This window comes from Mesorhizobium sp. M0145 (assembly GCF_040322355.1).
Classification (GTDB): domain Bacteria; phylum Pseudomonadota; class Alphaproteobacteria; order Rhizobiales; family Rhizobiaceae; genus Mesorhizobium.
In genome coordinates this window covers 17194-29662 of the sequence record NZ_JAMYTK010000043.1, presented here as the reverse complement: position 1 = coordinate 29662, position 12469 = coordinate 17194, and the positions used below count along the sequence as shown (strand labels likewise).

At 63.1% G+C, this 12469-nt stretch carries 11 protein-coding genes; 6 read left to right on the top strand and 5 right to left on the bottom strand.

Annotation, left to right across the window (positions count from 1 at the left end; genetic code table 11):
* From NKJ28_RS31740 to NKJ28_RS31720, 5 genes are all read right to left on the bottom strand, one after another.
* The coding region (locus NKJ28_RS31740; RefSeq protein ID WP_352638433.1) for a phosphotransferase at positions 1 to 672 on the bottom strand (672 nt) is incomplete at its 3' end.
* A gap of 91 nt (positions 673 to 763) precedes the next feature.
* A complete protein-coding gene (locus NKJ28_RS31735; RefSeq protein WP_023677690.1) occupies positions 764 to 1213 on the bottom strand; it encodes a DNA polymerase III subunit chi in 450 nt (149 codons plus the stop codon).
* A gap of 38 nt (positions 1214 to 1251) precedes the next feature.
* The gene (locus NKJ28_RS31730; protein ID WP_352638431.1) at positions 1252 to 2748 is read right to left on the bottom strand and encodes a leucyl aminopeptidase; all 1497 of its coding nucleotides are present in this window, start codon (positions 2746 to 2748) and stop codon (positions 1252 to 1254) included.
* Positions 2749 to 2797: 49 nt separating this feature from the next.
* On the bottom strand, positions 2798 to 3151 hold the full coding sequence (locus NKJ28_RS31725) for a VOC family protein (RefSeq protein ID WP_502894455.1): 354 nt from the start codon (positions 3149 to 3151) through the stop codon (positions 2798 to 2800).
* 103 nt (positions 3152 to 3254) lie between these two features.
* Positions 3255 to 4421, bottom strand: coding sequence for a flavin-containing monooxygenase (locus NKJ28_RS31720; protein ID WP_352569686.1), 1167 nt, complete (start codon positions 4419 to 4421; stop codon positions 3255 to 3257).
* Between the two features lie 354 nt (positions 4422 to 4775).
* Here NKJ28_RS31720 and lptF point away from each other — a divergent pair, with 354 nt between their 5' ends.
* From lptF to rsmA, 6 genes are all read left to right on the top strand, one after another.
* Positions 4776 to 5978: an LPS export ABC transporter permease LptF gene (gene lptF, locus NKJ28_RS31715; RefSeq protein ID WP_352569685.1), complete on the top strand. Its 1203-nt coding sequence runs from the start codon at positions 4776 to 4778 to the stop codon at positions 5976 to 5978.
* On the top strand, positions 5975 to 7060 hold the full coding sequence (gene lptG, locus NKJ28_RS31710) for an LPS export ABC transporter permease LptG (protein WP_023677695.1): 1086 nt from the start codon (positions 5975 to 5977) through the stop codon (positions 7058 to 7060). Before lptF ends, lptG begins: the two co-directional genes overlap by 4 nt.
* Complete coding sequence (locus NKJ28_RS31705) at positions 7060 to 9477, top strand: LPS-assembly protein LptD (protein WP_352638430.1); 2418 nt, start codon at positions 7060 to 7062, stop codon at positions 9475 to 9477. Before lptG ends, NKJ28_RS31705 begins: the two co-directional genes overlap by 1 nt.
* 116 nt (positions 9478 to 9593) lie before the next feature.
* A complete protein-coding gene (locus tag NKJ28_RS31700; RefSeq protein WP_352579243.1) occupies positions 9594 to 10520 on the top strand; it encodes a peptidylprolyl isomerase in 927 nt (308 codons plus the stop codon).
* Between the two features lie 12 nt (positions 10521 to 10532).
* On the top strand, positions 10533 to 11552 hold the full coding sequence (gene pdxA / locus NKJ28_RS31695; protein WP_352638429.1) for a 4-hydroxythreonine-4-phosphate dehydrogenase PdxA: 1020 nt from the start codon (positions 10533 to 10535) through the stop codon (positions 11550 to 11552).
* Positions 11553 to 11619: 67 nt separating this feature from the next.
* Positions 11620 to 12459, top strand: a complete 840-nt coding sequence (gene rsmA, locus NKJ28_RS31690) for a 16S rRNA (adenine(1518)-N(6)/adenine(1519)-N(6))-dimethyltransferase RsmA (protein WP_023677699.1) — start codon at positions 11620 to 11622, stop codon at positions 12457 to 12459.
* Positions 12460 to 12469 lie beyond the last annotated feature (10 nt).

Here is a 12469-nt window from a genome sequence, read left to right as displayed (position 1 = left end):
CCCACAACACCCTAATCCCCCGCCGCGTTCGAGTTCGCATTTTCCGCCCGGCAGTTGCCCCGGGGCGCGGCCCCCCGGCCCCCACCCGGGGGCCCTTTCCCCGGGCGCCCCCGGGCCCGTCGCCCACACGGCCTCGGCGGCGGCCTTGTCGATGCGGCCGCCGAGCGCCGAGAGCGCGGCTCGGGTCTCGGCGTCGTAGACCGAAAGCCGGCCACCGCGGTGGAAATTATGCTGCCCTGCCGGTGGCCCATCGGCAGCGTCGATCCGGTAGAGCGCAACCAGAAAGCCGGCCAGCGAACGGGCGAACTCGGTAAGATCGGCAATCAGTCCACCAGCCGCCGGTCTGCCGCCAAGCCAGCGATAGACGGACCAAGGCCATGGATAGCCTTCCCCGGGCGCGCCTTTGGCCAGCGGCACGGGTATCGGCAGAGGCAGGTGAGGCGCCAGGCGGGGCAGCCAGCGATGCTCCTTCTCGACCTGGGCGACATAGGCGGCAGCGCTCGGCAGCCGCACCGACATGCTGTCGCCCAGCCGGTACGTGCGGTTGTCCCAGCCGCCAGGCTCGACCGTCTCTACCGGCAGGTCCGCCCATTTGGGGAACTGCGCGGCAATCAGCCGGCGAACAAGTGCGGCATCTATCGGCATGCCTGGCGTTCGTTCATCGGGCGGCATCGAGCTTGCTCCGGTCTTCTGAATAGCCGGCGGTCCATCTTTTTGTCATCGCACTCTTGCGGCGCCAGTGATTCCCTTGCCGGCAAATTCTCTAAGCCTTGCGTTCCCAGCGCCGGTCAGGCGTTTGCTGCCAGTAGGTCACGGTGTGGCCGGCCTCCTTCATTGTCTTCCAATGCGTGCGTGCCGCCTCTAGCTGGGCTGCATCGTGGCCGTCGAACAGGAACACGGCGCGCTGGTAGCCGCCAAGCTCCGGCGGCACCGCCCCATCGACCAGGAAGCGTATCTGCGCCTGGTTCGGATTGTCGGGGCCGACGGTCAGAACCACCGGCTGCTCGGCGGGATGGGCTTCGCGATCCGTCGCGTGGGCCAGGAACGAATCGTCCCGGAAAGTCCACAGATGCTGGTCCAGCGCGTCGCGCCGTTCCTCGGTGCCGGTCTGCACCACGGCGCGCCAACCGCGATCGACACTGCGCTCCAGGAGGCCGGGCAGCGCATCCTCCAGCGTCGATTCGGTCAGGTGATAAAACAGAATCTCGGCCATGCGTTCAGTCTACATTGTCGGAGTCCCGCCCCAGCCGCTCATTGCTCGTAATGATCGCGCACCAGCCGGTCGAGCAGCCTGACGCCGAAGCCGGAAGCCCATGACTGGTTGATCTCGTTGGAAGGCGCGCCCATCGCGGTGCCGGCGATGTCGAGATGCGCCCAGGGCGTGTCCTTGACGAAGCGCTGCAGGAACTGCGCGGCGATGATGGCGCCGCCATGGCGGCCGCCGATGTTCTTCATGTCAGCATTCTTGGAATCGATCAGCTTGTCGTATTCGGCGCCGAGCGGCATGCGCCACACCCGCTCCTGCGTCGCCTGTCCGGCCGCCGTCAGCCGGTCCGCCAACTCGTCATTGTTGGAGAACAGGCCGGCATAATACTGGCCGAGCGCGACCATGATGGCGCCGGTCAGCGTCGCCAGATTGATCATGAATTTCGGCTGGAAGCGGTCGTTGCAGTACCAGAGCGCATCGGCCAGCACCAGGCGGCCCTCGGCGTCGGTATTGAGCACTTCGATAGTCTGGCCCGACATGGAGGTGACAATGTCGCCCGGTCGCTGAGCGTGGCCGTCGACGGCGTTTTCAACCAGCCCGACAATGCCGACGACATTGACCTTCGCTTTGCGCGCGGCCAGCGCGTGCATCAGCCCGGCGACGGCAGCAGCGCCGCCCATGTCGCCCTTCATGTCCTCCATGCCCGACGCCGGCTTGATCGAATTGCCGCCGGTGTCGAAGGTGACGCCCTTGCCGACAAAGGCGACCGGGCTTTCCTTGGCCTTGCCGCCGTCCCACCGCATGACCGCGATGCGGGCGCCACGCGGCGAACCCTGCGCTACGCCCAGCAGCGAACCCATGCCGAGCTTCTTCATTTCCTTCTCGGCCAGGATCTCGACCGTGACGCCGAGCGCCTCCAGTTCGGCGATGCGGGCGGCGAATTCCACCGGTCCCAAAACATTGGCCGGTTCATTGACCAAATCGCGCGCCAGCAAGACGCCGTCGATCACCGCCGCTTCATCGGCGAAGGCCTTCTTTGCAGCTGCCGGATCGGCGGTGTGAATAGTCACCTTGACAGGCTTTTTTGGCTCGCGCTTGTCGTCACCATTGTTCTTTTTGGTCTTGTACTTGTCGAAGGAATAGCTGCGCAGCAGGATGCCCGCTGCAAGCTGAACGGCTTGCCTGCCGCTGACGGCCGCACCGGGAAGATCGAGCACGACGGCCACTTCGGTTGCCTTGCGAAAGGACGCGGCAATCGTGCCGCCGAGCTTCAGCCAGGCGTAATCATCGAGATTGGAGCCCTTGCCGGCACCGACAGCCACCAGCCGCTCGAGCGATGTCCCTTCCGGTGCCAGCACTTCGACCAGGCTGGCGAATTTGCCGGTGAAGTCGGCGACCGGAAAAGCCCGCTCGAGGGTCTTTGCCGGATCGCAAGCCCTGGCGGCATCGCTGAGGCCGCCCTCGTCGGCCACCAGAACGAAAACGCTGCCTTTTTTGGGCGCGGCGAATTTGGCAAAGGCGATCGAGGGTCTCGAATTCATCATGTCCTGCTTTCGGGGAAGTGAGTTGGATTATTGCGAGAAACGTTCGTCAGTGAGCGGCGGGTTGAAACAGCTCGATGACATTGCCCGATGGGTCTTCGAGCAGCGTCTGGGAACCGCCGACGCCCGTTATGATATCGTTGCGAAAGACAAGTCCAGCACTCTTGAGGCGCGCAACCTCTTCTTTCAGGTCCGGCACCACCAACAGGATGCGATTCCAACCTCCCGGCACCGGCTGCCGGCCATCCGGCATCGCCCGTGCACCCGAACTGCCGGGTCCGCTTAGAAGGAGCCGTAAAGCGCCGCGTGTGACGGAAGCAAACGCCGGTCGGGCGTCCTGTTCAACAGCGAAGCCCAGATGTCCACAGTAGAAGTCGATCGAGGCGGCGACATCATCGACCATGTAGCGAATGCTGACTGGCGTCATGACTATTGACCTTTCGGTTCGAGCACGTTTCAACAAGGCGTGTCTATTGCGGGCGGAACAGTCGGCATAGTCCGGCTCATTATCGCTGCTTGACAATCCGCGCCGCTATCGCCCTGGCCTGAATGCGGGCGTTGGCGAAACAACCGCGAATGCTCGGCCGCATGCCGGTAAACCACAGACCGGGCAATTTCGGATCGGCATCGCCGCCGTTGAAAAGCGGAACGCCCTTGCCGTCGAGAACGCCGAGCTTGCCGACCATCTGCTCCAGACCGGTGCGATAGCCGGTCGCCGCAATGACGATATCGGGCGTGATCAACCTGCCGTCATTCAACACGATGCCGTCTTGGGTAAATTCCCGCAATAGTGGCACCACCACGATCGTGCCTGCCTTTATGGCGCGAACCGCGCCGTCATCGGCTGCGATCGCGGTGTAGTCGGCGCTCAGACGGCTCGCACCGCCTATGGGAGCCGGCGGAAGCCCAAATTTCGTCAGGTCGCCGAAAACCAGGCGCTGGGTTGTCGCCATCACCGCATCGGCCAACCGCACCGGCAAGCTCGCCATCAACGGTGAAAGCCTGTGGACGGCGACCTTGCCGATGCGTTTCGGCAGCAGCGACGGGCCGTTGCGGGCCGACAGCCAGATGCTTTGGGCATCTGCATTCGCAAGATGATTGAGTGCATCGAACCCCGAATTGCCGGCTCCGACGACCAGCACCTTTTTGCCGACGTAGTCCTTCGCCTCGCCAAAATCGGCCGAATGGATAATCCGGCCTGCAAAATCCTTCATGCCTTTCCACGCGGGAATAAACGGCTGCCGGTCGCGCCCGGTGGCGACGACGACATGGCGCGCCAGACGACGTCCGGAGTTCGTCCGCACGGTCCAGTGATCGCCGTCGAACGTGATCTCTTCAACGGCAACGCCGAATGCGACCGGCAGACCATGCGCCTGGCTGAAATCGTTCAGATGGCGAATGACGGCCGATTTATGCGGAAAAGCCGGGGTGCCTGCGGGATAGCCGACGCCGGGCAGCGTCGAGAGATCGCGATGCGTATTGAGGTGCAGCCGCTGGTGCCGCCGATGCCAGGGTTCGGCAAGCCGGCTCTCCTTTTCCAGGACGAGCGTCGGTACGCCGGCCTTCATCAAGGCGTGGGCGGCGGCAAGGCCGGCCGCGCCGGCGCCGACCACGATCGCGCCGTCAAAGACGGTTTCCCGACCGGTTTGATCGCGCAATTTTTCCGCTTCCATGCTGGGGCTCGACAGATCCTGACCCGTCTTATCATGTCGCGGCGGTCGCGACCGGCGCGACATTTGGTCGTTTTGCCGCATTTGACAAGACTTTGGCCGAAATCGCTCCCATATGCGATATCGAACCATCCACGATTCGTCGCGGCACGGCCCCGCTTCCCGCCGCAACCTGTTGTTAACCAACAATGTTCGCTCTTTCTTATCCATTGCCGCCGACACTCCGGCCCAGCGGATTTTGCGATCCGGGACAGAACCCAGATCGAACCGCCAAACTGAGCCAGTTGTGCAGCCGGCGCCGGACGACTACCTTGTTCCAAGGCATGATGCCGTTCGAAATCGCCGAGAAAAGCCTTCATGAAGGTCGTTGAACGTTACATCATGCGCCGTGCTTTCGCGGTATTCGCGCTGGCGCTCGTCTGGACGCTGGCGATCGTCTGGACGACTCAGGTGCTCGCCCGCATCGACCTCGTCACCGATAGCGGTCAGTCGGCCCTCACCTTCTTCGAAGTCGCAGCGCTGATCATCCCGACGATCGTTCCGATCGTCGTGCCGTTCGCCCTGGTGGTCGCGGTCGCCCAGATCCTCAGCGTGATGAATTCGGATTCGGAGCTGGCCGTCATCAATGCCGCCGGCGCTTCACGATGGACAATCGTCAGGCCGATCATGCTTCTGGCACTCGCAGCCAGCGTTTTTTCGTTCGCGGTCGACAATGGCGTCGACCCTTACGCACGCCAGAAGAACCGCGAATTGATTGCGTCGTCGCGTGCCGATCTGTTGTCGTTGATCATCCAGGAAGGCACCTTCCGCAAGATCGACGACGGCCTGTTCCTGCAGGTTGGGGAACGGCTTCCCGACAATCGCCTCGGCGGCATCTTCGTCGCCGATTCGCGCGAAGAAGGCGTCAATCTCATCTACTACGCCAAGACCGGCAGCATCATCGAACGCGGCGACGAGAAGGTGCTGATGATGAATGACGGCGTCATCCATCGCAAAACCATGACCGGCGACCTCTCGGTGATCCGGTTCACCTCCTACGCCTTCGACTTGTCCGCTTTCATGTCGGCATCATCTGACATCCTGCTTTTGCCGAAGGACCGGACGACCCAGTATCTGCTCAATCCCAGTCCGAACGACAAGATGTACCAGCAAAAGCCGAACAGGTACCTGGCCGAGCTCAACCAGCGTTTTTCCGAGTGGTCCTATTCGCTCGTCTTCGCGCTGATCGCGCTCGCCGTTGCCGGAGATGCGCGCTCGCATCGCGAGGCGCGTGTGCACCCGCTGATCACGGCAATCGCGATCGCGCTGTTCGTGCGCTGGCTCGGGTTCTTTGCCGCCGGCAAGGCCGACAAGGTGCCGCAATATGCCTATATGGTCTACGGCGTCCCGATCGTGGCATCGGCGATCGCCATCTGGTTCATCGTGTCCAACCGGACCATGGAACTGCCGGTTGCCTGGGCCGATTGGATAACCAATCTTGCCGGCCGCTTCAGTGACGGCTGGAGCGCCATCAAGCTCCGTTTTGCCAGGCGTGGCGCATCCGGACAGGGGGCCGGCTGATGGGCTGGACTCTGGGTCGGTACTTCTTCTTTCGCTATGTGACGATCACCATCTGGTTCTTCATCGGCCTCTTGGCGCTGGTGTTCCTGATCGATTTCACCGAGCTTTCCGGCCGCACGACCGGTGTGCCGGGCTTCACCTACGCAACTGCGTTCGCCATTTCGGGGCTCAGGATGCCGATGATCATGCTGCAGACGGTGCCGTTCGTCGGCCTGTTCTCGGCGATGGCGACGTTGGTGTCGCTCAACCGCAAATATGAATTGGTCATTGCCCGTTCCGCCGGGGTTTCCGCATGGCAATTCCTGCTGCCGTGCTGCATCGGGGCGCTGCTGTTTGGAGCCTTGTCGGTCGGCGTCATCAATCCGGTAGCCGCGCACGCCTATTCCTGGTCCGAGGAGATCGAGACCCAGCTCCGTTCGGGCAAGTCGAACAGCGTCTCGGCCGATGCTGCGCCCTGGATCAGGCAGAAAACCAACGCCGGCGACACCATCATCGGCGCGCGCGCCATTCTCAATCAAGGCCTGGAGATGGCCGACGCGGTCTTCTTCAGCTTCAGCCCGCAAGGCGACATCATCGAGCGCAAGGATGCGGCGCGCGCCTTTTTGCGGGACGGCTACTGGGAATTGCAGGACGTCAAGGTGTTCCGGGACGGTACCATCCAGTCGTTACCCAGCGATCGGCTGCCGACCAATCTCAAGCCGGAATTCGTGCAAGAGCGGTTGGCGCGCCCTGAGACCATTCCCTTCTACGATCTGCCCGGCAAGATCGAAGTGGCCCGCTCCTTCGGCCTCAAGGCAAACGCCTTCGCCATGCAGTTCAATTCCCTGATTGCGCTGCCCTTCCTGCTTGTCGCGATGACGCTGATTGCGGCAACGGTATCAATGCGATTTGCGAGGATGGGGCAGTCGGCAACGATGATTCTGGGTGGCATCGTGGCCGGCTTTCTGCTTTATGTCGTTTCGGTGCTGGTCAAGGCATTCGGCGTAGCGGGATTCGTACCCACGGCCGTAGCGGCTTGGGTCCCGGTTGTCGTGGCTATGTTCTTCGGGGTGACATTCCTGCTATACAAGGAAGACGGCTAGTGAGGGAGGCGGTTTTGCGCAGCCATAGGCACGCCGGTTTGGCACGCCTCTCTGCGGCGAGCGCCTTGGCGTGCCTGCTTGCCAGCGTCGCCCCGGTTGCTCCGGCTTTTGCCCAGAACGTCAGTGAGCTGGCAACGAAGGTTCCGAGCGGCACGCAGATGCTGCTGGCAGCCGATACGCTGGTCTACGACAACGACAAGCAGACGGTGACGGCCGTCGGCGGCGTCCAGATCGACTATGGCGGCAACCGTCTGGTCGCCCAGCGGGTCGAATACAACCGCAACACCAAACGCCTCGTCGCCAGCGGCAATGTCGAACTCGTCAATAGCGACGGCACCAAAATCTATTCGCAGCATGCCGACATCACTGACGATTTCGCCGACGGCTTCGTCAACGCGCTGCGGGTCGAGACCATAGACAAGGCGTATTTCGCCGCCGAAAGTGCGGAGCGCATGGGCGGCGTGCTGACGACGTTCCACAATGGCGTCTACACCGCCTGCGAGCCGTGCGAGGACAAGCCCGACAAAGCGCCGACCTGGCGTATCAAGGCCAGGAAGATCATCTGGAACGGCGAGAAGAAGACGGTTCGCTTCGAGAACTCGAATTTCGAGTTCTTCGGCTTTCCGCTGGCCTATCTGCCGGCTTTCGAGATCGCCGACCCAACGGTCAAGCGCAAGAGCGGCTTCCTGATCCCCGGCGTCGCCTACAAGAGCGATCTCGGCGTCGGTGTTAAAGTCCCCTATTATTTCGCGCTCTCGCCGACCTACGATCTCACTGTCACTGGCAGCGGCTATACCAAGCAAGGTTTCCTCGGTGAGGCCGAGTGGAGGCAGCGCTTCAACAACGGTCAGTACAGCCTGAAGATTGCGGGCATCCGGCAGGAGAATCCCGACGCATTCATCGACGACAATGGCCACAACGTGAATTCGGGTACCGAAGGCGACCCGAACAGGTTCCGCGGCATGATGGGCACCCAGGGCCAGTTCGCCATCAACCCGCGCTGGGACTTCGGCTGGGACATCCTGCTGCAGAGCGACAAGAATTTCGCGCGCACCTACGACATCGATGGCTTCAACGATAGCGTGCACCGCTCCGAGGTGTACCTGACGGGGCTCAACGATCGCAATTACTTCGATGTGCGCGCCATGCACTTCGAGGTTCAGGAAGACACGCTCGCCAGCGATCCGACTGCACGCGCCGCCAAGCAGCCCTGGGTGCTGCCCTCGCTCGACTACGCCTATATCCCCGACATGCCGGTGGCCGGCGGGCAGCTGTCGTTCGACGTCAACGCGCGGGTTATTGACCGCGACAGGCTCGATACGGCTCTTGCAAATTCGGGCATCCCTTCGTCCGTCAACAACGTCCGCGGCATCGACGGTCAATCCGGCCGCCTTACCGCGGAAGCCGAATGGAAGCGCACCTTCACCACCGATGGCGGGCTGCTGCTGACACCGCTCCTGGCGCTGCGCGGCGACGCCGGCTACGTCAACGCCTCCTCGGCCTCGCTCGACGCCGTCAACCAGATGGCGACCAATCTCGGCGTCGAGGACGATATGCGTTCATCGCTTGCCCGCTACATGGCGACCGCCGGCCTTGAGATGCGCTGGCCGGTGCTGTTTTCGATGACCAGTTCCAGCCATGTCTTCGAACCGATGGCGCAGGTATTCATGCGTCCGAACGAGCAATATGTCGGCGGGCTGGCGGTCCCCAACGAGGACGCTCAGAGCTTCGTCTTCGACGCCACGACGCTGTTCGAGCGCGACAAATTCTCGGGCTATGACCGCATGGAAGGCGGCACACGCGCCAATGTCGGGCTGCGCTATTCCGGCGCATATGACAATGGCTGGGGCACCAATGCGGTGTTCGGCCAATCCTACCAGCTGGGCGGCCAGAACTCGTTCGGCACGCCGGACCTGGTCAATGTCGGCGCCTATTCAGGTCTTGAAACTGCAACCTCCGACTATGTCGGCCTTGTCGGCTTCAACAGCCCCAGCGGGTTTTCCGGCTCGGTCAGCGGCCGTTTCGACGAGCAAAGCTTCGAGATCCGCCGCGCTGAGGTAAAGGCCGCCTTTTCAGGCCTGCCGGTATCGCTGAGCGCCAAATACGCCTTCATCCAGGCGCAGCCGCTCTATGGCTTCTCGACCGATCGCCATGAGGTTACGCTCGGCGCCTCGACGCATCTTGCCGAGAATTGGCGCGTCTTTGGCACCGGCACGTATGATCTGGAGCAGAGCGTTCTGGTCAAGGACGGGGTCGGCTTTGCCTATAGTGATTCGTGCTTTACCTATTTGATGACGTTTTCGGAAAGACGTGACCTGAACACCAAGGAAGTATCGCAGAACGTCGGCTTCAACCTGTCGTTCCGCACGCTCGGCGATTTCGGCTCGTCGCAACGCTCCATCGACACCATTCAATAACGGGCAGCGGTCGGCAACGGGGCGCCTGGCGGACGACATTGTTTCGCCGCATAGAGCAGGCACGAATTTTGACGGCCTGAACTGGATAGGGTGGGCCGAATCGGGATGGAATTGGGATGCTTTCGATGAGGAAATACCTCTTTTCGGCAGGGTTCGCGCTGCTGGTGGCGTTCTCGACCACCGCGGTGACGCGGCCAGTTTTCGCCACCGAGATCAAATACGTCGTCAACAATATACCGATAACCACCGGCGACATCCAGCATCGGGCCGCTTTCCTGCGCCTGCAGCACAGAAAGGGCGATGCCGGCCAGGAAATGATCGACCAGACGCTGCGCCTGGCCGAAGCCCGGCGGCTCGGCATCCGCATCAGCGACGCGCAGGTCGATGCCGCTTATCAGCGTTTCGCCACCAGCAACAAGATGCCGCTCAAGCAGCTTGACGGCGCGATGGCGCAATCCGGCGTCACCAAGGAGCATTTCAAGGAGTTTATCCGGGCGCAGATGGCCTGGAACCAGGCGCTGACCGCGCGTTCCCGTTCCGGAGACGGTGGCGGCGCAATGAGCGAGCAGGACCTCGTCAAGCGCATGCTCGAAAAAGGCGGCAGCAAACCGAGCGCCACAGAGTACATGCTGCAGCAGGTCATCTTCGTGGTGCCGGCGGCCGAGCGCAGCGCGACGCTGGCCAAGCGCAAACGCGAAGCCGATGCCATGCGCGCCCGCTTCAACGGCTGCAACACCACCCGCGAATTCGCCAAGGGCCTGATCGATGTCACCGTTCGCGATCTCGGCCGGGTGTTGGCGCCGCAATTGCCGGCGGACTGGGCCGAGCAGATAAAGGCTACAAAGGTCGGCGGCGCCACCACGACGCGCGAAACCGACCGCGGTGTCGAATTCATCGGCATCTGCTCGTCGCGCGAAGTGTCAGACGACAAAGCCGCGCAGATGGTGTTCCAGAGTGAAGGTTCGAACGACAAGAACGCCGACGAACTCTCGAAGAAATATGTCGAGGAGTTGCGGAAGAAAGCCCGCATAATCGAGCGCTGAAGTCGAAGCGCCGTGCCTGACGCAGAGCTTCCGCTGGCGTTGAGCGTCGGCGATCCGTCCGGCGTGGGGCCGGACATCGCCATCGCTGCTTGGCAGGCCCGCGATAGCGCTGGCGTTCCGTCTTTTTATCTCCTTGCCGATCCGGCACTGATTGCCGCGCGGGCGCACAGGCTCGGCACCGATATCGCGATTGCCGAGACGACGCCGGCGTTAGCGCCGGGGGTGTTTTCGCGCGCGCTGCCGGTGGTGGCGCTTGCTGCCCGTTTCGTCGACAGTCCCGGCCGCCCGGATCCAGCCAACGCCGCCGGCATCATCGAGGCGATCGACCGCGCCGTTGCCGACTGCCTGGCCGGCCGCGCTGCCGCGGTCGTCACCTGCCCCATCGCCAAGAAGCCGCTCTACGACGCCGGCTTTCGCTTTCCCGGCCACACCGAATATCTGGCGCATCTGGCATCGCTTCACACCGGCACCCAAGTGACGCCTGTGATGCTGCTTGCCGGACCGGACCTGCGCACCGTGCCGGTCACCATCCACATCGCGCTGGCCGAGGTGCCGAAAGCGCTGACGACGGACCTTATCGTCGCCACCGGCCGCATCACCGCCGCCGACCTTGCGAACCGCTTCGGAATTGCCAAGCCGCGGCTCGCCATTGCCGGCCTCAACCCGCATGCCGGCGAAGGCGGCACCATGGGCACCGAAGACGAGCGGATCGTGCGCCCGGCAGTCGACCGGCTGAGGCAGGAAGGGATCGACGCCTTCGGGCCATTGCCGGCCGACACGCTGTTTCATGCTCGCGCCCGCGCCGGCTACGACGTGGCGCTCTGTATGTATCACGACCAGGCGCTGATCCCGGCCAAGGCGCTGGCGTTTGACGAGGCGGTCAACGTCACGCTCGGCCTGCCCTTCGTCCGCACCTCGCCCGACCACGGCACCGCCTTCGACATCGCCGGCAAGGGCATCGCCCGTGCCGGCAGCCTGATTGCAGCGCTGAAACTCGCTCGCGTTCTTGCCGATACCGGGAAAAGGCCGTAGGCCCTGAGCCCAATCAGCCAAATTCGATGGCCTTAACCCGATGAGCCCGCCTGATGAGCCCAGCCCGATGAGCATAGACGGCCTGCCGCCACTGCGCGAGGTGATCGAGCGCCATGGGCTGCAGGCGAAAAAGGCGCTGGGCCAGAATTTTCTGCTCGACCTTAACCTGACAAGCAAGATTGCGCGAACCGCCGGCGACCTGAGCGACGTTACGGTTATCGAGGTCGGTCCCGGTCCGGGCGGGCTGACTCGTGCCCTGCTCCTCAACGGCGCCCGGCGGGTCGTCGCGATCGAGCGCGACGAGCGCTGCCTGGCGGCCTTGGCCGAGATCGCGAACCACTATCCGGGTCGGCTCGAGATCGTAGCCGGCGATGCGCTGAAAGCTGATTTTGCAGCGCTTGCAAAAGGAGTGCCGGGAAGCGGCGGGTCGGCGAAAATCGTTGCCAACCTGCCCTACAATATCGGCACCGAATTGCTGATCCGCTGGCTGACCGTCACCGAGTGGCCGCCGTTCTACACATCGATGACGCTGATGTTCCAGCGCGAGGTCGCCGAACGCATTGCAGCCAGCCCCGGCAGCGAGGCCTATGGTCGGCTCGGCGTGCTGGCCGGCTGGCGGACGGAGGCGAGGATTGCCTTCGACGTACCGCCGCAGGCGTTCACGCCGCCACCCAAGGTGACGTCCTCGGTGGTGCATCTTGTGCCGCGTGCCAACCCCTTGCCGGCAGAGGTGAAACGGCTCAGCCGCGTCACCGAAGCGGCATTCGGCCAGCGCCGGAAAATGCTGCGGCAGAGCGTGAAAAGCCTCGGCGGCGAGGCACTGCTCACCCGCGCCGGCATCGATCCGACCAGGCGTGCGGAGACGCTCAGCGTCGAGGAATTCGTTCGCCTGACCAACGCGGTGTGATGCCGGGAAG